The sequence below is a fragment of the Gallaecimonas mangrovi genome (genome assembly GCF_003367375.1).
In the GTDB taxonomy this organism is placed as follows: domain Bacteria; phylum Pseudomonadota; class Gammaproteobacteria; order Enterobacterales; family Gallaecimonadaceae; genus Gallaecimonas; species Gallaecimonas mangrovi.
Map to the genome: position 1 here is coordinate 1778286 of NZ_CP031416.1, position 23997 is coordinate 1802282.

At 51.4% G+C, this 23997-nt stretch carries 25 protein-coding genes; 20 read left to right on the plus strand and 5 right to left on the minus strand.

Annotated elements, in window-relative coordinates; all coding sequences use genetic code 11:
• Window positions 1–137: 137 nt before the first annotated feature.
• Complete coding sequence (locus tag DW350_RS08480) at window positions 138–2165, plus strand: oxidoreductase (protein WP_115718447.1); 2028 nt, start codon at window positions 138–140, stop codon at window positions 2163–2165.
• 42 nt (window positions 2166–2207) lie between these two features.
• Here the strand turns inward: DW350_RS08480 and fur are convergent, their stop codons facing one another.
• A complete protein-coding gene (gene fur, locus DW350_RS08485; RefSeq protein WP_115718448.1) occupies window positions 2208–2651 on the minus strand; it encodes a ferric iron uptake transcriptional regulator in 444 nt (147 codons plus the stop codon).
• 134 nt (window positions 2652–2785) lie between these two features.
• Between fur and DW350_RS08490 the strand changes: the two genes are divergently transcribed.
• The gene (locus DW350_RS08490; protein ID WP_115718449.1) at window positions 2786–3262 is read left to right on the plus strand and encodes a DUF4442 domain-containing protein; all 477 of its coding nucleotides are present in this window, start codon (window positions 2786–2788) and stop codon (window positions 3260–3262) included.
• Between the two features lie 30 nt (window positions 3263–3292).
• Here the strand turns inward: DW350_RS08490 and fldA are convergent, their stop codons facing one another.
• The 3 genes from fldA to DW350_RS08505 form a co-directional block, all read right to left on the minus strand.
• The gene (gene fldA, locus DW350_RS08495; RefSeq protein ID WP_115718450.1) at window positions 3293–3820 is read right to left on the minus strand and encodes a flavodoxin FldA; all 528 of its coding nucleotides are present in this window, start codon (window positions 3818–3820) and stop codon (window positions 3293–3295) included.
• Window positions 3821–3825: 5 nt separating this feature from the next.
• Window positions 3826–4125 carry a LexA regulated protein gene (gene ybfE / locus DW350_RS08500; protein ID WP_115718451.1) on the minus strand — a complete coding sequence of 100 codons (300 nt, stop codon included), beginning with the start codon at window positions 4123–4125 and terminating at the stop codon, window positions 3826–3828.
• Window positions 4126–4385: 260 nt separating this feature from the next.
• Window positions 4386–5141: an alpha/beta fold hydrolase gene (locus DW350_RS08505; RefSeq protein ID WP_115718452.1), complete on the minus strand. Its 756-nt coding sequence runs from the start codon at window positions 5139–5141 to the stop codon at window positions 4386–4388.
• A gap of 108 nt (window positions 5142–5249) precedes the next feature.
• Between DW350_RS08505 and DW350_RS08510 the strand changes: the two genes are divergently transcribed.
• The 6 genes from DW350_RS08510 to DW350_RS08535 all read left to right on the plus strand — a co-directional run bounded on the left by DW350_RS08510 (window position 5250) and on the right by DW350_RS08535 (window position 11807).
• Entirely contained in the window at window positions 5250–5756 is a 507-nt protein-coding gene (locus tag DW350_RS08510; protein ID WP_115718453.1) for a replication initiation regulator SeqA, read from the plus strand.
• A gap of 10 nt (window positions 5757–5766) precedes the next feature.
• Window positions 5767–7395 (plus strand): phosphohexomutase domain-containing protein, encoded by a 1629-nt coding sequence (locus DW350_RS08515; protein WP_115718454.1) that lies wholly within the window; start codon window positions 5767–5769, stop codon window positions 7393–7395.
• A 70-nt stretch (window positions 7396–7465) separates the two neighbouring features.
• Window positions 7466–8470, plus strand: coding sequence for a succinylglutamate desuccinylase (gene astE / locus DW350_RS08520; RefSeq protein ID WP_319018120.1), 1005 nt, complete (start codon window positions 7466–7468; stop codon window positions 8468–8470).
• 163 nt (window positions 8471–8633) lie between these two features.
• Window positions 8634–9725, plus strand: coding sequence for a pyruvate dehydrogenase (acetyl-transferring) E1 component subunit alpha (pdhA, locus tag DW350_RS08525; protein WP_336406990.1), 1092 nt, complete (start codon window positions 8634–8636; stop codon window positions 9723–9725).
• Complete coding sequence (locus DW350_RS08530; protein ID WP_115718457.1) at window positions 9718–10701, plus strand: alpha-ketoacid dehydrogenase subunit beta; 984 nt, start codon at window positions 9718–9720, stop codon at window positions 10699–10701. Before pdhA ends, DW350_RS08530 begins: the two co-directional genes overlap by 8 nt.
• Window positions 10698–11807, plus strand: a complete 1110-nt coding sequence (locus DW350_RS08535; protein ID WP_115718458.1) for a dihydrolipoamide acetyltransferase family protein — start codon at window positions 10698–10700, stop codon at window positions 11805–11807. The genes DW350_RS08530 and DW350_RS08535 overlap by 4 nt, the downstream gene beginning before the upstream one ends.
• A 42-nt stretch (window positions 11808–11849) precedes the next feature.
• On the opposite strand, the gene DW350_RS08540 is transcribed toward DW350_RS08535, so the two are convergent.
• Window positions 11850–12764 (minus strand): LysR family transcriptional regulator, encoded by a 915-nt coding sequence (locus DW350_RS08540; RefSeq protein ID WP_115718459.1) that lies wholly within the window; start codon window positions 12762–12764, stop codon window positions 11850–11852.
• A gap of 124 nt (window positions 12765–12888) precedes the next feature.
• On the opposite strand from DW350_RS08540, the gene DW350_RS08545 reads away from it, so the two are divergent.
• From DW350_RS08545 to DW350_RS08600, 12 genes are all read left to right on the plus strand, one after another.
• The gene (locus DW350_RS08545) at window positions 12889–13665 is read left to right on the plus strand and encodes an SDR family NAD(P)-dependent oxidoreductase (RefSeq protein WP_115718460.1); all 777 of its coding nucleotides are present in this window, start codon (window positions 12889–12891) and stop codon (window positions 13663–13665) included.
• Window positions 13666–13793: 128 nt separating this feature from the next.
• Window positions 13794–15509 (plus strand): M14 family metallopeptidase, encoded by a 1716-nt coding sequence (locus tag DW350_RS08550; RefSeq protein ID WP_115718461.1) that lies wholly within the window; start codon window positions 13794–13796, stop codon window positions 15507–15509.
• A 193-nt stretch (window positions 15510–15702) separates the two neighbouring features.
• Window positions 15703–16092: a DUF2306 domain-containing protein gene (locus DW350_RS08555; protein ID WP_115718462.1), complete on the plus strand. Its 390-nt coding sequence runs from the start codon at window positions 15703–15705 to the stop codon at window positions 16090–16092.
• 833 nt (window positions 16093–16925) lie between these two features.
• Window positions 16926–17672, plus strand: a complete 747-nt coding sequence (locus DW350_RS08560) for an FRG domain-containing protein (RefSeq protein WP_115718463.1) — start codon at window positions 16926–16928, stop codon at window positions 17670–17672.
• The gene (locus DW350_RS08565) at window positions 17669–18736 is read left to right on the plus strand and encodes a DUF262 domain-containing protein (protein WP_115718464.1); all 1068 of its coding nucleotides are present in this window, start codon (window positions 17669–17671) and stop codon (window positions 18734–18736) included. The genes DW350_RS08560 and DW350_RS08565 overlap by 4 nt, the downstream gene beginning before the upstream one ends.
• Window positions 18737–18812: 76 nt before the next feature.
• Window positions 18813–19418 carry a hypothetical protein gene (locus DW350_RS08570; RefSeq protein ID WP_115718465.1) on the plus strand — a complete coding sequence of 202 codons (606 nt, stop codon included), beginning with the start codon at window positions 18813–18815 and terminating at the stop codon, window positions 19416–19418.
• A gap of 610 nt (window positions 19419–20028) precedes the next feature.
• On the plus strand, window positions 20029–20811 hold the full coding sequence (locus DW350_RS08575) for a nucleotidyltransferase domain-containing protein (RefSeq protein WP_115718466.1): 783 nt from the start codon (window positions 20029–20031) through the stop codon (window positions 20809–20811).
• Between the two features lie 32 nt (window positions 20812–20843).
• Complete coding sequence (locus DW350_RS08580) at window positions 20844–21149, plus strand: hypothetical protein (protein ID WP_115718467.1); 306 nt, start codon at window positions 20844–20846, stop codon at window positions 21147–21149.
• Window positions 21150–21186: 37 nt separating this feature from the next.
• Complete coding sequence (locus DW350_RS08585; protein ID WP_115718468.1) at window positions 21187–21549, plus strand: hypothetical protein; 363 nt, start codon at window positions 21187–21189, stop codon at window positions 21547–21549.
• A 72-nt stretch (window positions 21550–21621) separates the two neighbouring features.
• Window positions 21622–22035 (plus strand): hypothetical protein, encoded by a 414-nt coding sequence (locus DW350_RS08590; RefSeq protein ID WP_115718469.1) that lies wholly within the window; start codon window positions 21622–21624, stop codon window positions 22033–22035.
• On the plus strand, window positions 22032–22370 hold the full coding sequence (locus DW350_RS08595; RefSeq protein WP_115718470.1) for a hypothetical protein: 339 nt from the start codon (window positions 22032–22034) through the stop codon (window positions 22368–22370). The genes DW350_RS08590 and DW350_RS08595 overlap by 4 nt, the downstream gene beginning before the upstream one ends.
• 242 nt (window positions 22371–22612) lie before the next feature.
• Complete coding sequence (locus tag DW350_RS08600) at window positions 22613–23959, plus strand: aryl-sulfate sulfotransferase (RefSeq protein WP_115718471.1); 1347 nt, start codon at window positions 22613–22615, stop codon at window positions 23957–23959.
• Window positions 23960–23997 lie beyond the last annotated feature (38 nt).

Genomic DNA, 23997 nt, shown 5'->3' on the forward strand with positions numbered 1-23997 from the left:
AATGCTTCCTTGTATTGGGGGATATTCGCATGCTAGGGGAATCCGGCGACAATGCGAAGCTGAATTTGTAACGTTTTGTTGATTCCAACTCATCCGATGAGTACGCTTGACAAAAAACAAAATGGAACAGTCGAGCGATGAGTGCAGCATATCCTAACCTGTTGAAGCCATTGGATTTGGGCTTTACCACGTTAAAAAACCGGGTGTTGATGGGTTCCATGCACACCGGCCTTGAAGAAGAAAAAGACGGTTTCAAAAAAATGGCCGCTTTTTACAAAGCCCGCGCTGAAGGCGGCGTGGGCCTAATCGTAACCGGTGGCATAGCCCCTACCTTAAGGGGGCGCTTATCCCCTTTTGGCAGCCAGCTTTCCTGCAGCTTTCAAGCCAGAAAACATCGGCTGGTGACCGAAGCTGTGCATCAGGCAGACGGCAAAATATGCCTGCAAATTCTGCATGCCGGCCGTTATGCCTATCATCCGTTTTCGTTGTCTGCCAGTGCCAAAAAAGCCCCCATTAATCCCTTTAAGCCCAAGGCCATGTCCGAGCGGCAAATCAAAGGCACCGTTAATGCTTTTGCCAAAACTGCCAAATTGGCACAAAAAGCAGGGTACGACGGCGTCGAAGTGATGGGCTCTGAAGGTTATCTGATTAACCAGTTTTTAAGCCTTCGCACCAACAAGCGCCATGACGGCTGGGGCGGCAGTATTGAAAACCGGGCGCGCTTTCCCCTCGCCATTATTAAGGCCATCCGCGACCGCGTTGGCAGCGACTTTATTATTATCTTTCGCCTTTCGATGCTGGAACTGGTGGAAGAAGGAATGTGCTGGGATGACGCGGTGTATCTGGCCAAAGCGCTTGAAGAAGCCGGGGTCAGCATCATTAACACCGGCATTGGCTGGCACGAAGCGCGCATTCCCACCATTGTCACCTCGGTGCCACGGGCGGCCTTTTCCTGGGTTACCGCCAAAATGAAGCAACAGGGCCTGAAGGTGCCGTTGGTGACCACCAACAGGATCAACACCCCTGAGGTGGCGGAAGGCATTTTGGCCAGTGGTGAAGCCGATATGGTGTCGATGGCAAGGCCGATGCTGGCAGACCCTGACTTTGTTAATAAAGCGGCGGCCGGTCAAAGTGACCGCATCAATACCTGTATTGCCTGTAATCAGGCCTGCCTTGACCATGTCTTCGAGCAAAAGCGCGCAAGCTGCTTGGTTAACCCGCAGGCCTGCTATGAAACCGAATTGGTCTTTAAAACCGCCGCTAAAGCCAAACGTATTGGTGTGGTTGGGGCAGGCCCTGCCGGTATGGCTTTTGCCTGCTACGCCGCACAAAAAGGCCATCAGGTGGTGTTAATGGATGCAGCCAGTGAGATTGGTGGCCAATTTAATTACGCCAAGCGCATTCCCGGTAAAGAAGAGTTTTTTGAAACGCTGCGTTATTTCAAAAACCGCTTGGCTGACTTGCAGGTCGAGCTGCGGCTAAATGCGCCGCAAACCGTCTTAAGCCTGAAGAACGAGGCCTTTGACGAATTGGTAATAGCCACTGGCATTAATCCCCGTACCCCGGCCATTGCCGGCATTGACCACCCGAAAGTGCTGAGCTACCTGGATGTGCTGCGGGACAACAAGCCCGTTGGCAACAAGGTAGCCATTATTGGTGCCGGTGGCATCGGTTTTGATGTGGCGGAATTTTTGGCCGAGTCTGGCCCGTCGGTCAGCCTTGATAAAGACCGCTGGCTGGCTCATTGGGGCGTCGATAAAAACATCGCCCAGCCCGGTGGTTTACAAGCGGGCCAAAAAGAACAGGCGGCGCGGCAAATTTGGCTACTGCAGCGTAAAACCAGCAAGGTGGGTAAGAGGCTGGGTAAAACCTCGGGCTGGGTGCACCGGCAAACGCTGAGCGACTTTGGTGTGCAGATGTGGCCTGGGGTGAGCTATGAGCGCATTGATGATGAAGGCCTGCACCTTAAAAAAGCTGAGCAAAACCAGGTGCTCGACGTCGACAACGTCATTTTGTGTGCAGGCCAGGAACCTAATAAAGGGCTGTGGCAGCAGCTGACCGACGAGGGAATATTTGCGCACTTAATTGGTGGCGCCGATGTGGCGGCCGAGCTTGATGCTAAAAGGGCTATCCGCCAAGGGGCAGAATTGGCGGCCCGTTTGTAAAGAGGGCCAGATAAGAAAAAGGCCAGGAAAACCTGGCCTTGCTTATTCTTCGCCGCGGCGGCGTTTTTCACAGGCTTCAGTGTCGAGGCATTCGCCATAGAGATAAAGGCTGTGGTGGGTCAGTTTGATGTTATTGGCTTTCGCCACATCTTTCTGCCGTTGTTCAATTACATCATCAATAAATTCAACCACTAAGCCGCATTTCAGGCAAACCAGATGGTCGTGATGGTGTTTCTGTGAAAGCTCAAAAACCGACTTGCCGCCTTCGAAGTGGTGGCGGGTCACGATACCGGCATCATCAAACTGGTTCAGTACGCGATATACGGTAGCAAGGCCGATCTCTTCACCCAGCTCAATGAGCTTTTTGTAGAGATCTTCGGCACTGATGTGCTGGAAGTCGGGCTGTTGCAACAACTCCAGGATCTTGACTCGCGGCAAGGTGACCTTAAGGCCAGCATCTCTAAGTGCTTGATTCTCGTCCGGCATGAATGGTCCTGTTTTATAGTCGGGGCGGATTTTCTAGCCCGCATGAAGTTATCAGGAGAAAGGTACCCAACTGGGCAACGCTTTTCCAGAGGGATAATAGCAGGAAAGCTTCGATTTTATCGATTAGGTGGATAATGAAATCATGGTTGTTTAAAAAAGGTACCCGGGTTAGGCGTGTTTTAAACCTTTGGCCGCCGTTCTTTTTTTGCGGTATTCGCATTGTCGAATTAAGCAACGATTTTCGTTACGCCAGGGTGGTGCTAAAAAACCGGCCCTGGACCCGAAATGCCAATGGCAGCCAGTTTGGCGGCAGCTTGTTTGCGATGACCGATCCGCTGTATTCGTTAATGCTGATGGGGGTATTGGGCAAGCGCTTTCATATTTGGGATAAAAGTGCCCGCCTTTACTTTGAAAAGCCGGGCCTTGGCCAGGTTGTGGCCGAGTTCCAACTGACCGATGGCTTACTGGCCGACATTGAGGCGGCGACCGCCAGGGGTGAAAAAGCGCTGCCACAGGTGGTTACCGACATTAAAAATAACAACGGTGACTTGGTGGCCAGGGTAGAGCGCACCCTTTATGTGCGCTTAAAGCGCCAATATCGGCCAGGTTAGGGCAATAAAAAAGCCCCTCGCGGGGCTTTTTTAATCTTCGAGTTCGGCCAGGCACATTTCTTCGTAAACCTGTTTTACCCATTTTTCGATGCGCTCGCCGGTCAGTTCCGGTTGGCGGTCTTCATCGATACCAAGGCCAACAAAATGGTTGTCGTCAACCAGTGCCTTTGAGGCCACGTAGTTGTAACTCTCGGTGGGCCAGTGGCCGATAATAATGCCGCCCTTGGCTTCAACGATGTCGCGCAGGGTGCCCATGGCATCCAGGAAGTACTCGGCGTAGTCTTCCTGGTCGCCGCAACCGAAAATGGCGACTAATTTGTCAGTGAAATCAATTTCTTCCAGGGTAGGGAAGAAGTCATCCCAGTCACACTGAGACTCACCGTAATACCAAGTGGGGATCCCCAGCAGTAACAGGCTGAAGTTCTCAATGTCTTCTTTGCTGGACTTAGCGATATCGTGCACTTCCACCATGTGGCTGCCCAATTGCTTTTGGATCATTTTGGCAACCGCCTCGGTGTTGCCGGTATCGCTGCCGAAAAACAGACCTACAGATGCCATTCGACTCAATTCCTCTCGCTGTTGTTGGTGTCGAGCTGCTCGACACCGGCTTTCAAAATGCTTTCGATCAGTTCGCTTCGACTCATGCTCTGCGCTTTGGCCAAATCATTCAAGGTATCAAAGAGTTCCGAATCCACTTTCAGTTCGACCCTCTTTAGCCCCTTTTGTTTGTCTCTTTTTATCTGATTGCGTTTATTAACTTTCAATTGCACCTGGCGCGAGAGGGGGTTGGTTTTGGGACGCCCCCGTCTTTTTTCCTCGGCAAACAGGTCAATGGTAATTCTGTCCGTACTCTCTTTGGCCATTAACCAATACCCGAACCTTCCCAGATGACGTTTAGCATGTTCTTGCAGGCAACACTGGCGCCCAGCCAAGGGTAAGCCAAACCAGAATGCGCCCCAGTAAAGGCCGCTGCTTTTTCCTCATCTGACGCCAATAACCGGGCCGATAAGCAGCAGTATCACCATAAAAACCAGGTTTAGGGCGACCATTTCCAGAGAATGCGCTTGAGACAGCAATGCTGTTGCCCCACAAGAAACGCGCGGATTATACCCAGATGCGCCGGTTAGCTCAAAAAGTCCCTGACCAGTTTATTAAATACGGCCGGTTTTTCAGCATGCAGCCAGTGGCCAACGCCGCTAATCACCTTGAGCTGCGCCTTGGGAAAACGTTCTCCGACTGCCTGGCTGTGCGCTTCGGTTAAATAGGGCGAGTTGCCGCCTTTAATAAAGAGTGTTGGGTCAGTAAAGGGCTCGCCCGTCGGCGCCTGCAGCACTTGCTGGTAGTGCTCAAGCAGCACCGGCACATTAATGCGCCAGCGAAAGCCGTCGCCGTCTTTCACCAAATTCTTCAAGATAAACAGCCTGGTGCCTTGCTCTTCAATATACGGGCTAATGGCATCTTCCACGTCTTTACGGCTCTGGTACTGGCTAACATCGACCTTGGTGAGCGCTTCAAAGACATTGTCGTGGTGGCGATGCTGGTAAGTCACCGGCGCAATGTCGGCCACCACCAGTTTATTAACGCGGTTAGCGTTACTCAGCGCAACCTGCATCGCCACTTTGCCGCCAAGGGAATGGCCTACTAGGCTGGCGCTCTTTAGGTTAAGAGCGTCCATCAGCGCGATAATATCGCCAGCCATTGCGGTTAGGCTGGTGTCATCGGTGTGGAAAGATTTACCGTGGTTGCGTAAATCGACACTGGTGACACAAAAAGCGTCTTCGAGGCTTCGGGCAAGGTTGCCTAAGTTATCAAGGGAGCCAAAAAGGCCATGAATAAGGATAACGTCCGGGCCCTGGCCCCGCTGCTGGTAATTGAGCATACTGCCTCCATCGTTGCGCGCCTATTTTGCAAAGGTCTTGGTAGGCATGCAAATACGCTCTGCCTATGTATAATCGCCAGAGAGTTAAACAAGACCTTGAGATAAGGCATGAAAACCATCGAAGTCGATGACGAGCTGTACCATTACATCGCGTCTAACACCCAGAACATTGGCGAGAACGCCTCCGATATTTTACGGCGTTTGCTGGGCTTTGCCCCGGTTGCTGGCAGCGAGCCTGAAGTGGCTGTCGCGCCCGAGGTAGAAGTCAAAGCGGCGGCTGAAGTAAAAGAAAAGCCGGCAGCACCTGCCATCGCGCTAGAAACCAACAGTGCTGTTGGCCGTTTTATTCACGCCTTAACCGAGCTTTACCAGCGCCATGGCGACGATTTTGCCGTGGTGCAAAATATTCGTGGCCGTGACCGTTTGTACTTTGCCACTAGTGTTGAAGAGCTCAACCAGGCGGGCAAATCCACCAATCCCAAGGCCATTGTTGGCAGCCCTTATTGGGTAGTGACAAACAACAACACCGAAAAAAAACGCAATATTGTCGCCCAAGTCATGGCGGAGTTAGGTTACGACGAGGAAGCTACTAAGGCTTTTGTCGAAAAAATCTAGGGAGAGAGTAATGCCGTTACACCCCAATGCCGGCAAGAAGCCGGCGGCTGATAGCCTTATTGACCCCAGCGAATTAGTGACAGCCTTCTTTACCCTGAAGCCGGATGTCACGGTGCCGGGCGAGAGAGTCAGCTTTGGTACCTCCGGGCACCGCGGTTCCAGCCTGAACAAGGCTTTTAACGAAGCGCATTTGTTAGCTGTGGCCCAGGCCGTGGCCGACCACCGCAAAGAGCAGGGCATCACTGGCCCCTTGTATCTGGGGTTTGACTCCCATGCGCTGTCTTATCCCGCCTTTGCCACCGTGCTGCGGGTATTGGTGGCCAATGGCATTAAGGTGCGATTTGAAGATCGCCAGCTCACCCCCACGCCTGCGGTTTCCCATGCCATTTTGGGCCATGAAGGCAATGCTGACGGCCTGATTTTGACGCCGTCGCATAACCCACCGGAAGACGGCGGCATTAAGTACAACCCGCCCGATGGTGGCCCGGCCGACACTAACGTCACCAAGGTTATCCAGTCGCGTGCCAATAATTACTTGGAAGCCAACCTTGATGGCGTTCAAACCTTGAGTTTTGAACGTGCCATTGCCAGCCCTCAAGCTGAACGCTTTGATTTTATGGCCGATTATGTTCAGCGACTGAACGACGTTGTTGATATTGAAGCTATTCAAAAGTCAGGCCTGCGCATCGGCGTGCACCCCATGGGGGGCGCGGCCATTGATTACTGGAAAGCCATTCGCGAACACTGGGATTTGGATATCACCCTGGTTGAAGACCAAGTCGACAGCCGCTTTGGTTTTATCTGCTGTGACCACGACGGCAAAATCCGTATGGACTGCTCCAGCCCTTATGCCATGGCGTCCCTTATTGCCGTTAAAGACCAGTTCGATTTAGCGGTAGGTAACGACACCGACGGCGACCGCCACGGCATTGTTACCCCCGACGCTGGCCTTTTAAACTGCAACCGTTACCTGGCGGTGGTGGTGGACTACCTGCTACAGCACCGCCCTGGGCTTTCCAAAACCCTAGGTGTTGGCACCACTGTGGTAACCAGTGCCCAGGTAGGGCGGGTAACCCGCGCTGCTGGCCGCCACTTTATGGAAACCCCGGTAGGGGTGAAGTGGTTTGTTGACGGCCTTTTCAAAGGCAAGCTGATTTTCGGTGGCGAAGAATCTGCCGGTGGCACCTTTGTCACCAAAGACGGCAAACCCTGGAGTACCGACAAAGACGGTATCATCATGTGTTTGTTGGCGGCTGAAATTCAGGCCGTTACCGGTAAAAGCCCCAGCCAGTATTACAAAGAACTGATTGAAGCCCGCTTTGGCCCAACTTGGTATCAGCGTATTGATGCGCCGGTTACCGACAAACTCAAGGCCGGTTTTGCCCGCTTAACGCCGGAACTGGCCAGTGGCGCCCTGGCCGGTGACGACATCACCGATGCGTATATTCGCGCCCCGGGTAATGACGCTGCCATCGGTGGCATCAAGGTGGTCACCGCCAATGGCTGGTTTGCGGCGCGCCCCTCTGGCACCGAAGCCATCTACAAGGTCTATGCTGAAAGCTTTAAAAGCCAGGCGCACTTGGAATGCATCATTAAGGATGCACAAGCGCTATTAGACAAATGGCTGGCCGAAGCATGATAAAAAGGCCTTTGGCCTTCTTTAAAAAAGCGCCTGCGGGCGCTTTTTTGTTTTCGATATTTCTGGAGCCATGATGTTTAAAGACAACGACATTCTTGCCTTTACCTTGGCAAACCCCGTTGAAGCACTACCGGCGCAGTTTATTACCAGCGAAGGGGTACGGGTACAAACCTGGGACACCGGTATTTTTTGTTTAACCCCCGAGCAGCCCGGCCATAAAGACATTATTTTGTCGTGCGGTGTGCACGGCAATGAAACCGCCCCCATTGAAATTGTTCGCGATTTAGTAAAAAACATTCTTAGCGGTGAAGTGGCCCTTGCTCATCGGTTACTGGTGCTAATTGGTAATCCCCCTGCCATTAACGCCGGTAAGCGCGAGCTGGAAGAAAACCTTAATCGCCTTTTTAGTGGCGCCCACAGTAAAGGCGAGGGCAACAATGCCGAGCGTCGCCGCGCCAAGCAATTAGAAGCGGCGGTAGCGCGTTTTTACGGTGAGCGGCCTACCGCCGAGCGCCTGCATTACGACTTGCACACTGCCATTCGCGGCTCTCGGCACGAAAAATTTGTGGTGTACCCGTTTTTGCACGGGCAGCCGCCAAGCCGTGAACAAATGATGTTTTTAGCCGAGTGCGGCGTGGACACGGTGCTGTTTTCTGAAAGCCCCACTACCACCTTTAGCTATTTCTCTACCAACGAATTTGCCGCCCATGGCTTTACGGTAGAGCTGGGTAAAGTGCGGCCCTTCGGTGAGAACGACATGCGCCGCTTTCAGGCCGCCAGCGATACCCTAACCAAGTTGGTCAGCGAGTTTTCACTGCCTTTGCCTATCTATGACGAAAGCCGTCTTAACCTTTACCGCATTAGCCGGGTGATTAATAAAAAGACAGCGGCCTTTGCCTTCACCTTTGGCGATGATGTTGAAAATTTCACGCCTTTTAAAAAGGGCCACTTACTGGCAACAGATGCTGACACCGAGCACCGGGTCGAGCTTGAGGAAGAGGCGGTGATCTTCCCCAATGCTAAGGTGGCCGTGGGCCAGCGGGCCTGTTTACTGGTAACGCGAACCTCGCTTTAAGTGTGAAAAGCCCCGTTTAAACGGGGCTTTTTTATTGGTCTGATGTTCTGGTTTATGGTTGAAATGACGTTTACGTAAAGGTAATGTTTGCGGCGTGGTTTCGATTGCAGATGATCCGGATTACACTGGATCATAAATAACAGGCGTTGCTATGGATGTTACGTTGAAGTCAACTTTAGAACAGCTTCGGTATCTGGACGAAGAAGGCCAGGTGGTTCAGCCGCTTCCCGCTTGGGCAGACGATCTTGATTTACTGATCCATTTATACAAAAACATGGTGTTGGTGCGCACCTACGACAAAAAGGCCATTGCCCTGCAGCGTACCGGCCAAATGGGCACTTACCCGTCGCACTTGGGGGCCGAAGCCATCGGCATTGCGGTTGGTGCCAGTATGGCAGTTGACGATGTTTATGTTCCCTATTACCGCGACATGCCCACCATGATGATGCGCGGCGCCACCATGCTGCACAACCTGTTGTATTGGGGTGGCAGTGAACGTGGCAGCTATTTTCACCGCCCAGATGGTGAACTCTCAGAAGACTTTCCGATTTGTGTACCCATTGCCACCCAGTGCACTCAAGCCACCGGTGTGGCCGCCGCCTTTAAATTGCGCGGCGAAAAACGGGTGGCGGTAACGTCCATTGGTGATGGCGGCACCTCTAAAGGCGACTTCCTCGAAGCCATTAACTGCGCCGGCGCCTGGCAGCTGCCTTGCGTGTTTGTCATTAACAACAACCAATGGGCCATATCGGTGCCGCGCACCATCCAGTGCGGCGCGCCCACCCTGGCCCAAAAAGCGGTAGGGGCCGGTATTCCCGGCATCGTGGTCGACGGCAACGACATTATTGCCGTGTTCGAGGTGATGCAAAACGCCTTGAAAAGAGCCCGCAGCGGCAAAGGCGCCACCTTGGTAGAAGCGGTGTCTTACCGGCTTTCAGACCACACCACCGCCGACGATGCCACCCGTTATCGCCCGGCCGAAGAAGTGAATGAAGCCTGGAAACGCGAACCCATCAAAAGGCTGCGCCTTTACCTGCACCAGCAAGGGGTGTGGAACGAAGACAAAGAACTGGCCTGGCAAGCCCAGTGCAACCAAGAGGTGCAGCAAGCGGTAGAACAATACCTGGCCTTCAGCAAAGAGCCGCCAGAAGCGATGTTTGACTACCACTTTGAACATATCGGCAAGCCTTTAAGCGAGCAGCGAGAGCAGCTCATTACCAAGGCCATGCGCATGCAAGGAGCCAAGCATGGCTAAAGTCACCTTACTCGAAGCGGTCAATATGGCCCTGCACCACGAAATGGCCGCTGACGAAAACGTGGTTTGCCTGGGTGAAGATATTGGCACTAACGGCGGGGTATTTCGCGCCACCGTTGGCCTTAAAGACAAATTCGGCTTTCGCCGGGTAATGGACACGCCACTGGCCGAGGGGCTTATCGGCGGCCTGACCATCGGCATGGCTTCCCAGGGCTTGCGGCCGGTCGCGGAATTTCAGTTTCAGGGCTTTATTTTCCCGGCCATGGAGCAAATTGTTTGCCAGGCGGCGCGGATGCGCTCACGCACCCGGGGCCGGCTTACCTTGCCACTGGTGTACCGGGCGCCCTTTGGCGGTTTTATCCATGCGCCTGAACACCATAGCGAAAGCATTGAAGCCTTATTTGCCCATGTCCCGGGCCTTAGGGTTGTGATCCCCTCCAGCCCGGCCCGGGCCTACGGGCTATTACTGGCTGCCATTCGCAGTAATGATCCGGTGCTGTTTTTTGAACCCAAACGCTTGTATCGCACCTTTAAGCATGAGGTGGCAGACGACGGCCAGGCCTTGGCACTAGATGTGGCCTACCGACTGCGTGAAGGCAGCGATATTACCTTGGTGAGCTGGGGCGCTTCGGTTAATGAAACCTTGCTGGCCGCCATCAAGCTTGGCGAAGAAGGTATTAATGCCGAAGTGATTGATTTGGCAACCATCAAGCCGCTGGACATTGACACCATTGTGAATTCGGTGCGCAAAACCGGGCGGCTTTGCATCGTTCACGAAGCCGCTAAGAGCTTTGGGGTTGGGGCGGAAATTGCGGCCCAGGTGCAAGAACAGTGCTTTTATCAGCTCAAGGCGCCCATCGGCCGCGTAGCCGGTTTCGATGTCACCATGCCGTATTACCAGAACGAGCAGTATTACCAGATCCACCCGGAAGATATTGCATTAGAAGTGAAAAAAATCATGGAGCGCAGTGCATGAAATACTTCAAATTGCCCGACTTGGGCGAAGGCTTGCCGGAAGCCGAAATTGTTGAATGGCACGTGCAAGTGGGCGACGTGGTCGAGGTGGACCAAGTGCTAGCCTCCATGGAAACGGCTAAAGCGGTAGTGGATGTGCCAGCGCCGATGGCGGGTACCATTGCCAAGCTGTTTGGCGCCGAGGGTGACGTTATTCATACCGGTTCGCCATTGGTGGGCTTTGAAGGCGAAGAAGAAGACGCAGGTACCGTGGTGGGCAAAGTCTCCCACGGCACTGCCGTGGGGGGAGACGACCACTTTGTGGCCGGTAATACCTTGGCCACCGTTGGCGGCTCTAAGGTGCAAGCGCTGCCATCAACCCGGCTGTTGGCCAAACAACTGGGGGTGGACATTGAACTCTTGGGCAGTGGCGGCGAGGTTATCAGTGATGCGGATGTACAAAAGGCCTTTGAAAACGACCGTAGCCAGTCTCAAAACGAAATATTAAAAGGCGCGCGCCGGGCCATGTGTGATGCCATGCGCAGCGCCTTTGAAACCGTGGTACCCGTGACCTTAATGGACGATGCCGACATCTCGGCCTGGGGCCAGGGGGAAGATCCCACTTTGCGGTTAATCAAAGCCATGAGCGAAGCCTGCCAGGCAGAACCGGCCCTTAATGCCCATTTTCATGCCGAAAGTTACAGCCGCCGCTTGTTTGAGGTGGTGAACATCGGCATTGCCGTCGACAGCCCCCATGGCCTGTATGTGCCGGTATTAAAAGATGTGGCCGGGCGCAGCAGTGACGACTTGCGGGCAGGCCTAGATAGGATGATTGGCGATGTAAAAGCCCGGCGCGTGCCGCAAGACGAACTCAAGGGGGCCACCATCACCTTATCTAACTTCGGTGCCATTACCGGCCGTTACGCCAGCCCCATTATTACGCCGCCGCAGGTGGCCATTGTGGGGGCAGGGCGCAGCTATGAAAGTCTGGCCCTAAAAGACGGCAAGCCGGTTGCCAAGAAGATGCTGCCGCTGTCGCTAACCATGGACCACCAGGCCTGCACCGGTGGTGAGGCCGCCCGTTTCCTAAAAGCGATGAAAGTGGCGTTGGAAAAGCCCGCGCTATAACAGCAACACTCGTGCGTGTTTGCCGGCCCTGTGCCGGCTTTTTTATTTAGGCTGCCGGGCTGAAATATCGGCAAAGAGCGCCGAAACCCAGTCAATAAATACCCGAACCTTGGTGCTGAGCTGGCGACTTGGCGCATAGTTAACGTACACCGCCATCGGCGCTGGCCGCCAGGCATCCAATACACTGCTCAACTCGCCCCTAATTATGGCGGGGCGCGCCATAAAATCGGCGGTTTGTATCAAGCCCAGGCCATTTAACGCCGCCGCCAGGTGGGCATTGCTGTCGTTAACGGTTAAGCCGCAAAACGGCGTTATGGCCATTGCCTTCTCTGCATCACGAAAATGCAGTGTCTGTAATTCGCCGCTATGGCTACCTATATAGCCGGCAACCGGGAAGTGGCCACTTTCCAATTGTTCCGGCCTGTTTGGGGTGCCAAATCTTGCCAGATAGTGCGGGCTGGCGCAGGTGGTCCAGGCCAGGCTGCCAATTTTGCGGGCAATTAAGGCGCCGTCGTTGGCGGAGTTACGAATGGCGCAGTCAACGTTTTCACCTATCACATCAACGGTTCTGTCGGTAACGCCAAGGTCTACCTGGATATCGGGGTAGAGGCGATAAAAATCCGGCAATGCCGGCATTAGCAGGGTGCTGGCCACAGCGCCGCCGGTATTAACCCGCAAACGCCCTTTGGGATTGGCATTGGTTCTGCCCAAGGTGGATTCAATCTCGTCAAGCTCTGCCAACAGGTGCTTGGTGCGGTGGTAATAGGCGAGGCCGTCTTGGGTCACACTGACCCGGCGGGTGCTGCGTTCCAAGAGCTTGACCCCAAGCCGCGTTTCTAACGACTTAATGGCCTTGCTGAGCGAGGCATTGGGCATTTGCAAAGACTGTGCTGCCCGGCTAAAACCGCCGGTTTCAACAACACGTGCAAAAGCGCGCATCGATTGCAGATGATCCATGCCGTTCCTTGATTTTATTATTCACATATAGAAATAAAGAAACCACAAATGGCCAGTTTATTCCACTTTTGGCAAAAGTTAGGCTATTGCCCTGTAAACAAGGCCCTTTGCCAGGAGAAAGTTAATGACCGCTTCCCCACTTAACAACGTCCACACCACCAAACATGCCGGTAAGGTTGCGCTAGTCACCGGTGGCAGTTCCGGTATCGGCTTCGCAGCGGCTAACCGTTTAATTCAAGAGGGCGCTACCGTCTATATCAGCGGGCGGCGCCAAGCAGCGCTGACAGTGGCGGCCGAGGCATTAGGCGCCATTGCCGTTCAAGGCGACATCACCAAAGGCGAAGATCTTGACCGCATCTTTACCACCATAAAGCAGCAACAGGGGCGCTTGGATATTCTGTTTGCCAACGCCGGTGGTGGCGAGTTTTCAGCCCTTGGCGATATTACCGAAGCTAAGTTCGATAAGTACTTTGATATCAACGTTAAAGGCACGCTTTTTACGGTGCAAAAAGCACTGCCGCTGATGGCGCCGGGCTCTGCCGTTGTCATTAATGGCTCTATGGCGTCGATAAAGGGCTTACCTGCCTTTAGTGTTTATTCGGCCACCAAGGCGGCGCTGCGTGCCTTTATCCGCGGCTGGGTTGTGGACTTAAAAGGGCGGGATATTCGTATTAATGTTGTGGCGCCGGGCACCGTACCTACTGAGGCTTACAGCAGCGAACTTGGCATGGACAGCCAGCAGATAGCCCAATTTAGCCAACAAGTAGCCGCTGTTACGCCGCTGGGCCGGGTAGGGCAGCCGGATGAAATCGCCAAGGCGGTATCGTTTCTGGCCTCCGACGACGCCAGTTTTATCACCGGCATTGACCTTTTCGTTGATGGCGGCCAGGCGCAGGTATAAAGGCCAACGCTAATAAGCCGGCCACAGGCCGGCTTTTTTATACCTTTGTCTTTAAAATTAGGCCTTTGCCCGGTTTAGCCTTGAGTGAATGTAAGCAGCAGGTTACAAGAAAGAAAAGGAGATAAATCATGCTGCTATCTTTGCTGCTAAGCGCTGTTATTACCGCCCCCTTGCCGCCCGACTTGCCCTTTGCGGGTAAAAGCCTCGCCCTTATTAACAAGGCTGATCCAACCCCGGCCGAACAGAGCGATTTTAAAACCACGCCCGATTACGCGGCCACCATCAGCTACCTAAAGGCCCTGGCTGCTGATCTCCCCACCTTGCAGTTAAGCCGCTTTGGTAAAACCGGCCAGGGGCGCGACATGTGGGCAGTCACCATCGGTGACCCGGCCAATGGCAAACCCACCTTGCTATTACAAGCCGGTATTCATCCCGGTGAGATTGACGGTAAAGATGCGGGGCTGATGTTTTTGCGCGACTGGGTCGACGGCCAGCACCGGGGTTTGCTGAGTAAGGTAAATCTGGTTTTTGTGCCGGTGTTTAATGCCGACGGCCATGAGCGAAGCGGCCCTTATAATAGGCCCAATCAGCGCGGGCCCGAGAACATGGGCTGGCGCACCAATGCCCGTAACCTAAACCTTAACCGCGATTACACCAAGCTGGATACCCCAGAGATGCGCGCCATGCTGGCGCTTATCAACAAGGTCAGCCCCAGCTTGTATATCGACGTGCATGTCACCGACGGTGAAGACTGGCAATACGACAGCCTGGTTGCCATCAACACCACCTATTCGCCCAACATCACCCAGTGGCTCACCCAGTATTACCGGCCAAGGCTCTATAAAACCCTTGAAGAAAATGGCCATAAGCCTGGTAATTTCCTGTTTTTAGAAGACGGCAAACACCCGCAAAAGGGCGCCATTTTATGGCAGGCCGAACCCCGCTATTCCAACGGCTACGGCCCCCTGCGCGGCCTGCCAACGGTGCTGGTGGAAAACCACAGCCTAAAAAATTACCGCCGCCGGGTGCTGAGCACTTACGTTTTAATCGAGCGCTCCTTAGAACTGCTGGCCGATAACGGCGCAGCTTTGCAGCAAGCCATTGTTAAAGACAACAGCGCTCGGCCTGCGGTGGTGCCCTTGGCGTTTGGCCGCGCAACTAAACCGGTGTCCACCGACATACCAGGGGTTGCCTACCAGCACTATCAAAGCCCGGCGTCTGGCGCCGAAGAGGTACGCTGGCTTGCCAAACCCATGACCTGGAAGCAGGTGCCCATTTGGCCCATGGACAAGCCCACCGTCACCGCCACCCGGCCAACTGCCTACCTTATTCCGCCGCAGTGGCAACAGGTTATTGCCCGCTTAAAAATGCAGGGCATCAAGATGACGCGCCTGGCAAAAGCCAGCCGGGTTACGGTTCGCCAATACCATATCGACCAGTACCAATTTGCCACGGCGCCTTATGAGGGCCGCTTTCGGGTCAGTACCCAAGGCCATTGGTCACAGCAGCAACTCACACTTCCCAAAGGCACAGTGCGTATCAGTACCGACCAGGCGCTTGGAAACCTCGCCATGGAACTCTTGGAGCCCGCCGCCCCCGACAGCTTCCTGCAATGGGGCTTTTTTAATAGCGTCTTTAGCCGCACCGAATATATGGAGCCTTATGTTATAGCGCCCATGGCCGAGAAAATGCTCAAAGACCCCGCCATCAAAGCGGCTTTTGAAAAGGCCCTAAACAACCCGGCGTTTGCCAAGGACGCCAATGCCAGGCTGCGCTGGTTTTATGAGCGCAGCCCCTATTTTGATAAGGCCTATTTGCAATACCCGGTACTGCGGGTGCAGTAATGGGCGATAAGCCCAACCTTGGGCTTATCGTTATCGGCGTTTTCTTTAGCCAATAGGCAGGCTATGGTGTTTAGCAACCGCCTGCGGCTAACGGCGCCATGGCAGGTGTTAAAAAAGCCTTTTTACATTGAAAGGCGCTAACGGCCGTTTATTCGCTCGCTGTTGTTTTTAGCTGTGCAAAGGAGTGCATCCGATGAGTTATTTAGCCTTGGCTTACATCCACCTGGCAACGGTATTGCCGGCCTTTGTTATTGGCACGGTGCAAATGCTTGGCCGCAAGGGGAGCCCTCGCCATAAAGGGCTTGGCTACACCTATATGCTGCTGATGTTGGTAACAGCCATCACTGCCCTTTTTATGCCTGCCAAAATAGGCCCTGTGTTCTTCGGCCACTTTGGGCCCGTTCACCTTTTTTGTTTGCTTACCCTCTATGCCGTACCCGTGGCCTATTTTGCCGTTAAAAGGCAGAACCTGCGGGTACATAAGCGCGCCATGATTCTGCTTTATGTCGGCGGCATTATTATTGCCGGTTCCTTTGCCTTCATGCCGGGGCGAATGCTCAATCAGCTGCTGTTTGTCGATTAGCTTTTGCTGCCGCCTTAAAGGCATTTTCATCCCTTTACTCTTTGATTTACCAAGGTTATGGTGAAGCTGAACGGCGCGTTAAGCGGCGAGCAGCTTTCACTGGCCAGGCTGTATTGATGACGGCCCGAAGGGCGAGGCGAGGGCAAGGATAGCCCGCGTAATTTCAGGACGTGCGAGGTAGAGGCCACCAGGGGTGGGTAACAACTCAGGACGAGAAAGGGACTTTGGGAACCACACCTAAGGGCGGTAGCGTGGGTGTTGGTTTGGTCAGGTTGCCATGAGTGCGTTGCGGATTTTGCAGGCTCTTGGCTTCGTTATTGTTCGCTAAATGCCGGGACTCGCCCCGGCGGGCGAGGCACTTTGTTTTCGCACAAAGTACCCAAAGGCACCGCCCCGGCGTTACGCGATGTCCTTTCCTCTAGTCGCTTGCCGCTGACCGCTGCGTACGGTTCCCGACGCGTCCTCCGCTCGACCAAGCTGGCCGCCTCGCATCCCTGTCTCGCGTCAGCTCACGCTCCCGGCGTAAAGGCGCTTCACTTAACGGGCAATAAGAGAGGGTTCTTCGTTAAGACTTTGATTTTATAAAAGTTTATAAGTGGATGTCTTTTGTTTGAACCTGGTTGAGAAAAGGGCTGCTCATTGAAATCACCAGGACTGTGTTTGCATACAGTGTATCTAGTCTGCCTTGGCGATTCTGGCACCTTTATTACGCACACCTGGCTCATATATTCCGATAGGATGTCTACAAAGTATTGATTAATATAAGTTAATAATGAGGTCAGGCTTCATAACTATTGTTAGATTTACGTATTAATCGAGTTAAGGAGAAAAACTTGATACCAAAAGAGATAAACTCGATACAAGATCTGCTAGTGGAATTGGCTGCAGACAATGAGGGTTATAATGGTGCCATATGGTATCGGGGCCAGGCGAATAAAGAGTGGGAACTTATGCCAGGCTACCTGCGACTTCGTACACCTCCTTCCGAGTCTACATTGATAAAAAAGTTTAAGCAGAGCGCAGCCATGCTTATAAGTACGATCCCTAATCAATCTTTTGATTGGCTATTCTTGATGCAGCACTATGGTGTGCCGACAAGGCTTTTAGATTGGAGCGAAAGTCCGCTGGTTGCACTTTACTTTGCAGTTGAAAATTATAAACAGCATGAAGGAGTGGATGCAGCTTTATGGTCTTTGCGTCCATCCGAGCTAAACAAAAATGCTGGAATAAATAATGCTGACGAAGAGTTTTTTATACCCTCTTTTGAAGATATAGAATTGAAAAACTACTCTGTTGAAACTTTGAGTCAAAATACCAGAACCCAACAGAGACCATTGGCCACTATTGCCACAAGAAACAACGCTCGAATTCAGGCTCAACATGGAGTGTTTACAATTCATCACCACGAAAGGACTCCAATCGAAAATGTAGGGGATTCGAGTCATGTAATTAAGTATGTTATTCCTGATACATCTAAAGCCCCATTGTTAAAACAGTTATCCCTACTAGGCTTTACAAAGTTCCAGCTTTTCCCTGAGCTGGCTAGCATTGGCGATATTATTAATGGAGAACTTTCATGAGCTATATAGAAACGTCGCCGATAAAAAATAGCACCATTATGCTTTTATATTCCGAAAGAGATGAAATCAAGTTAGATCCGCCCTACCAAAGAATGGGTGGTGTATGGACAAAAGAAAAAAAGCAATTGCTCATTGATTCCATCCTTAATGATTACGACATCCCTAAAATATACTTTCATACATATTCCCGAGAATTACAGGCTGAAAGTGGGATGGTGTATGCTGTTATTGATGGAAGGCAAAGACTCGAAACTATATGGGGCTTTATCGAAGGTGAATTTACTCTAGCAAAAGACTTTGAATACCAAAGAGACCCAGACCTTAATTTGTCAGGTTTGAGTTATGATGATCTTGCAAAGGAACACCCTAGAATTAAGATTAAATTTGACTCATTTGTCCTTCCTGTTATTCAGGTTGATACGGACGATGAAGATTTAATTGAAGATATGTTCTATCGACTTAATGAGGCGGTACCCCTTAATGCAGCAGAAAAAAGAAACGCTATAGGTGGTGACATGGTGAAAGCCATTCGCGAGCTTTCGGAACATGTATTTTTCACTGATAAAGTCAAATTCGGCAATAAGCGATATCAACATAGGGAGACTTCTGCAAGGTTTTTGCTGGCTGAAGAAAACCTGTCCTATGGAAAGGGGTTGTTAGATACAAAGAAGGTGTACCTTGATGCATTGGCTAGAAACTATTATTCGGGGGAGTCGGATAAAGTTACAGCCCTTCAAACAGAATGCTCAAATACTTTGAACCATATGTCTGAGACATTCACAAACAATGATGAACTATTAAGATCACAGGGTAATATGACAGTCTATTACCTTCTCTTTAGAGAGGCATTGGGAAGTAACAAGCTCGAAAACATAACCAGAAGAAAGTTTCTGGATTTCCAGGATAAACTGAAGGCTAACAGAATTGCAGCTGCAGAAGACTATGAGAACTCATCTTTCGATCTATTGGAGTATGACCGGCTTACTCAACAAGGAACAAATGACGCATCAAATATAAAGGAAAGGTTGCATATTCTTAAGTCTGAATTCGAACTTGAAGTCTAAAAATATAACAAGTCAAAGCACTCGGACGCAGCAAAGCTGCGCCGGTGTTTGAGGCGTTACATGCTAAGGGATCATCGTGTCATCTGACGATTGGTATAGAAATAAAGATTGGAACGAATCTATCGAAGAGCACTTCTACTCGAAGTTGAAACGAGCAAGAACGCAACGAGATCAGTATTTGGTAATCCAAGCTCTTACTTTGGCTGATAAGCATCCAGAGGTATCTATTCGTTTGGTTGATGAATACTTCGAATCCAGAAAAGACATATTTGAAGACGTTCGAGCACTATCAGCAAAAGCCAATGCATTTATAACTCTAAATGATCTCGAAGGATGTATAGCCACATTTAAAGAGATACTTGAAAGAGAAAGGGAGTTTCCAAACCATCAAACAGGGGTGTACCTTGATTATCCATATTTGGTGGCAACTCAAAAAATGGAAAATGAGTACGCTAACGCACTAAGTGTATTACATGAGAATCTTGATAGGCTTACGTTTCCACTTGATTATTATAAGTGGCACGCGTCTAAAGCTCTAATCAATAACGATGGCTCAGAAGCACAAAAGGCACTTGAAGCGGCCAAAGTTAAGAGGTCTGGATTTCGTTTCCATCAAGATGTCGGTTTGGTGGGTAAAAAACATGAAAAAGCAATCAAACATCTGTGCAAAATCAGCACGTAACAAGTGGCTGCTGGACCTCACCCACTTCTATATTCCAATAAAATCAAAGCCCTAACGAAGCCAGCCGCTGTTGGGGCCCCTTTAAGTGAAGCGCCTTACTGACGGGAGCGTGAGCTGATGCGAGTCAGGGATGACGAGCAAGCGGAAGACGCGTCTGGAACGCGTGTGCAGCGGTCAGCGGCAAACGACCAGAAGGTCGGATACCGCGTAACGCCGGGGTGGCCTTCTTTGCCTGGGCGGCCCCGCTTACTTTCTTGGCCACAACATTGTCGGGAACAATTTTGAACGTTGGCGACAAAGCCAACGGCCCGCAGGGTGAAGACCATGGATGGTCTGAATAACCAAGAAAGTTACGCGCCTGCCGGTGCGCGAACCGGCATTTAAACGAACAATAAAATAAAAAGGCACATCCATCTTCTGAGTACTTTGGGTAATGGAATATGCCTCTCAAAAAATAATTAGGTTTGGGCGTTGGGTAAGCGTTACCTAACAAGTTACTCAAAAGGACGCTGGACCTCACCCGCTTTATCGGATAACTGATAAAGAGGTTATTGTTACCCACATACAAGGCTGGAAACGCAACTGGTAATGCCTTTTTTAGGAATAAGTCGTGATAGATAACAAAATCAGGCAAGAAATATTAGCTCGTCTGAAGATGACGGAAGATAAATTTGCTGTAAAGATCCTTATGGCCGTTGAATCTGGCAGCCGAGCCTGGGGATTTGCTTCACCCAATAGTGACTATGATGTTCGCTTTATTTACGTAAACAAGCGTGATTGGTATCTGTCGGTAGACTTAGAGGATAAGCGCGATGTTATCGAATATCCGATAGTAGATGACATTGATTTAAATGGATGGGATCTCAGAAAGGCATTGAAGTTGTTCTGGAAATCCAATCCTGCCTTTGTAGAATGGGTCCTATCGCCAATATCTTATATTGATGACGGCGTTTTTCGTCAGGAAGCGCTGAAGCTGTTGCCGGAAATATATTCCCCGGAAAAGGGCATATATCACTATCGGAGCATGGCAAAAACAAACTATCGCGGATACCTAAAAGAAGATATGGTTCCGCTTAAAAAGTATTTTTACGTGCTACGGCCTTTGTTTTCTATACAGTGGCTGGAGCGTTATGGCACAGCGGCCCCGATAGAGTTTGATAAAGTGTTGTCACTGGTAACCGACAGTGAACTGCTGCATACCATTTATGCGTTATTGGAACGCAAAAAGGTAAGCGAAGAGAAAATGTTGGCACCGGCAATACCGGTTTTGAACCAGTACATTGAAAAAGAGCTAGCCAGGTTAGAGGAGATAAAGCCGCCTAAAGCTGACAGAAGTACTGAAATGGCCCAATTAAATAGCCTTTTTCATCGTCTGTTAAAAGGCAATGGTTAACGCTATGCCCCCGCAATAAAAGGATGGCCGCTATGGATAAAGCGACAGAAGCTTGTATATTTCAGCGTCTTTGGGGGGTATTCGACGGTGAGTATTTTCTTTCGCATTTAGCCGACCCCAGCTGGCCCAGCTTTTTCAAAGTTGAGGCAGGAAGGGTACTACTTTGTGCCACCGAGAAAGTGGGCTGGTGCACCGAGGCGCCAGGTGAAGTAAAGGAAAGGCTTGAGCATATTTCAATAACCGCTGATGGCCGTGCAAATTACACACTGCATTTTGACGGGCGGCACAAACAACTGACGGTAAATTCTGACCGGGTACAACATTACTATGGGCGTTAACAGGCATCAGGCTACCGCTGCGACAAAGGTATCGCTGATGAGCAATGCAAAATGGTGCAAATTGTTTGAGGCCGTTAGCCATTATGAAACGGCCATTGGTGGTGTGCGCTGGAAGTTCAGTTGGAGTGATGAAAGCTTTGTTCACTCGCTAGAGGTACTGGCTAACCTTATTGGTGGCCGTCATTTTGGCGACGGTGGGCCAGCGGCCTTTGCTGAGCTAAAAGACATCGAGTGGATAGCAATACCAGCGCAATACCCGGATAAGGGCTCGAGTGCCAAACGGCCACTGCCCGAGCGTTATAACAATATTGCCGCCATTGTTGATTATTTAGCCAAGGTGGCGCAGTTCCCTATCGTTGCCAGCGAAGAGGGGATTAAAATAATGGGCTATGGGCCATAACGGGCTGCGTCAAGGCCCATTCATTCAAAAATGAAACATGGCCGTTTATTTAAAGGATTGTAGGAAGTCACTATGTATAGTTGTCGGCCCAGTAATAATGCGGTTGGGCTTTGCAAGCATTGTTATCGTTATGTCTCGCAACAAAATCTGATTGATACCGGCTGGGGCATTGTTTGCTCTGAGGCCTGTGCAAAAGAGCTGGAAGTAAGCCGTAATATTGTAGCGGTGAGCGCCGAGTCGCTGTCGCAGAGTAAACCCACCGCACAAGTGTATGCCGAGGCGATTAGCCGCAATAAGAAGTTCCATTCCAGTATGGTAGTCACATGGGCGCTGGGCCTGCTTTTTTCTATTATGCAGTCGCTGTCTAAAGGCGATAAAGATTACCCCATTACCTTTGCTGCCATCTTTTTTGTGTTGATTTTTTATTCGCTTCTGAAAATAAAAATAAATAACGCCATGCTTAAAAAGTTGGCGAAACTGCTATGACCACAGGCGATGTTACGCCAGATACCGATTTGGGCGTTACGGTGAGTCTTCTAGAAAAAATCGCGGTTATCCAACAGATAAAAGTACCGGTGCAATATCGATTCGCCAGCCAAGATTGGCTATTAGAAGTGCAGTATTTTGTTTGCCCGGCAACGCTGCTAGAGGCCGGCGGGAAAAGCTATTGGCAGTTTGCGGTAACCAGCGATGGTTGGGCGTTACTGGTAGAAGCGGCTGACAGCGGCGGTGCGATTTTACAAAAAGAAGGTGATGACATTGATTACCTTGATGTTTCTTTAGACGACTTAGGTTCAGCCAGTCACCTTTCGCTCGCATAAATAATCCCATGGCCATTCTCGCCAGCCGCATATGACCGGTGCCGGTTTCTATACCGCTTGCTACCCAGCCATACCCGTGATCAGATGCCGGGCATCTCCTGCGCCAGAATAGGGCCTGGTATAGCCGCCGTTAACCTTGGCGCTGTGGTGATTAATTCAGCGTTAGCGGCGGCAAGGTTATGGTTTGAGCCTGCTGGTTTAACAAATGCCAGCGTTATCCATGTTTGACAATGGAGTGGCTCATGACAAAACGTTGTTTTAAACCCGCCTGGGTACTCGCTTGCGCAGCCCTTGGCCTGTCGGCAATGCAGGCTGATGCTCAGGCCACCCGCACCCTTAGCGGCACCACCCTTTATAACCCCCAAAAAGCCGAAAATGGCTATGTGCTGTTTTCTACCCAGAACCAGCAAACCTACCTTATCGATATGAACGGGCACGAAGTGCACCATTGGAACGCCGAGGGCTTTCCGGCCAAGCCGGTGCCTACCGCCCTAGCCGGTGGCGAGCGTGGCCATGTGCTGGTTCAAACCGCGCGGGTGGCAAGCCCGGTCAAAGAGGCTAACCCCGGCAACGGCATGCTCAACCAAACCATTGCCGAGCTTGATTGGCAGGGTAAACCGCAGTGGCAATGGGGCAGCGCCAAGCACCCGGCTTATCAGCACCACGACTTAGCCAAGCTCGCCAATGGCAATGTGTTGTCATTGAATGCCGAGCTTATTGACTTAAAAGGCTTTAAAAAGCCGGTGATTGACAACAAGGTGCAAGAGATTAATGCCAGCGGCAAGGTGGTTTGGAGCTGGTCTGCGGCCAAGCACTTAGCCGATTTTGGCCTTTCTAAAACGCAGTTGGCCGAGCTTAAAAAGGCCGGCGGCTATGACTTTTTACACATTAATACCGCCGCGCCCCTTGGCCCCAACCATTGGTATGACGCCGGTGACAAACGCTTTGCGCCGGATAACATTTTAATTAACTCCCGAAACGTCAATGTGGCGCTGATCATTGACCGCCACAGCGGCAAGGTAGTGTGGCGGGTAGGGCCCAACTATCCGAAAACCCAGTGGTCCGGTAAAGTGCCGCGTCCGCTGGACCAAATCATTGGCGAACACGACGTACACATGATCCCTAAAGGCCTGCCGGGGGCCGGTAATTTATTGATCTTTGATAACGAAGGAAATGCCAGCTTAAGCGTAAAAAACCGCAGCATGTTTTCGGCTTCGCGGGTTATTGAGGTAAACCCCACCAGCAAACAAATTGTTTGGCAGTATGATGCCAGCCGTTCACACCATGCTATCTGGACCTTCTTTAGCGGCTTTATTAGCAGCGCCCAGCGCCTGAAAAATGGCAACACCCTTATTGCCGAGGGGCAAAGCGGGCGGCTATTCCAGGTTACCCCCAGTGGCGACATTGTCTGGGAATACGTTAATCCCCATTACGGCCATTCATCAAAAGCCGATACTTACCAAACCAACTACGTTTATCGCGCCTATCAGGTGGGGTATGACTGGGCGCCCAAAGGCACGCCGCACAGCGAAAACGCCGTTGTCCCCGACTGCGCCGCCCAGTATCCCTGCCAAGCACAAAGCCAATAACGCTTCATAACCGCCATAAAAAAGGCACCTAAGGGTGC

What these genes read in the sequence shown, in the direction of transcription:
- DW350_RS08480 (WP_115718447.1), top strand. Translation starts at nt 138, where the DNA reads ATGAGTGCAGCATATCCTAACCTGTTGAAGCCATTGGATTTGGGCTTT.
- fur (WP_115718448.1), bottom strand. Translation starts at nt 2,651, where the DNA reads ATGCCGGACGAGAATCAAGCACTTAGAGATGCTGGCCTTAAGGTCACC.
- DW350_RS08490 (WP_115718449.1), top strand. Translation starts at nt 2,786, where the DNA reads ATGAAATCATGGTTGTTTAAAAAAGGTACCCGGGTTAGGCGTGTTTTA.
- fldA (WP_115718450.1), bottom strand. Translation starts at nt 3,820, where the DNA reads ATGGCATCTGTAGGTCTGTTTTTCGGCAGCGATACCGGCAACACCGAG.
- ybfE (WP_115718451.1), bottom strand. Translation starts at nt 4,125, where the DNA reads ATGGCCAAAGAGAGTACGGACAGAATTACCATTGACCTGTTTGCCGAG.
- DW350_RS08505 (WP_115718452.1), bottom strand. Translation starts at nt 5,141, where the DNA reads ATGCTCAATTACCAGCAGCGGGGCCAGGGCCCGGACGTTATCCTTATT.
- DW350_RS08510 (WP_115718453.1), top strand. Translation starts at nt 5,250, where the DNA reads ATGAAAACCATCGAAGTCGATGACGAGCTGTACCATTACATCGCGTCT.
- DW350_RS08515 (WP_115718454.1), top strand. Translation starts at nt 5,767, where the DNA reads ATGCCGTTACACCCCAATGCCGGCAAGAAGCCGGCGGCTGATAGCCTT.
- astE (WP_319018120.1), top strand. Translation starts at nt 7,466, where the DNA reads ATGATGTTTAAAGACAACGACATTCTTGCCTTTACCTTGGCAAACCCC.
- DW350_RS08530 (WP_115718457.1), top strand. Translation starts at nt 9,718, where the DNA reads ATGGCTAAAGTCACCTTACTCGAAGCGGTCAATATGGCCCTGCACCAC.
- DW350_RS08535 (WP_115718458.1), top strand. Translation starts at nt 10,698, where the DNA reads ATGAAATACTTCAAATTGCCCGACTTGGGCGAAGGCTTGCCGGAAGCC.
- DW350_RS08540 (WP_115718459.1), bottom strand. Translation starts at nt 12,764, where the DNA reads ATGGATCATCTGCAATCGATGCGCGCTTTTGCACGTGTTGTTGAAACC.
- DW350_RS08545 (WP_115718460.1), top strand. Translation starts at nt 12,889, where the DNA reads ATGACCGCTTCCCCACTTAACAACGTCCACACCACCAAACATGCCGGT.
- DW350_RS08550 (WP_115718461.1), top strand. Translation starts at nt 13,794, where the DNA reads ATGCTGCTATCTTTGCTGCTAAGCGCTGTTATTACCGCCCCCTTGCCG.
- DW350_RS08555 (WP_115718462.1), top strand. Translation starts at nt 15,703, where the DNA reads ATGAGTTATTTAGCCTTGGCTTACATCCACCTGGCAACGGTATTGCCG.
- DW350_RS08565 (WP_115718464.1), top strand. Translation starts at nt 17,669, where the DNA reads ATGAGCTATATAGAAACGTCGCCGATAAAAAATAGCACCATTATGCTT.
- DW350_RS08580 (WP_115718467.1), top strand. Translation starts at nt 20,844, where the DNA reads ATGGATAAAGCGACAGAAGCTTGTATATTTCAGCGTCTTTGGGGGGTA.
- DW350_RS08585 (WP_115718468.1), top strand. Translation starts at nt 21,187, where the DNA reads ATGAGCAATGCAAAATGGTGCAAATTGTTTGAGGCCGTTAGCCATTAT.
- DW350_RS08590 (WP_115718469.1), top strand. Translation starts at nt 21,622, where the DNA reads ATGTATAGTTGTCGGCCCAGTAATAATGCGGTTGGGCTTTGCAAGCAT.
- DW350_RS08595 (WP_115718470.1), top strand. Translation starts at nt 22,032, where the DNA reads ATGACCACAGGCGATGTTACGCCAGATACCGATTTGGGCGTTACGGTG.
- DW350_RS08600 (WP_115718471.1), top strand. Translation starts at nt 22,613, where the DNA reads ATGACAAAACGTTGTTTTAAACCCGCCTGGGTACTCGCTTGCGCAGCC.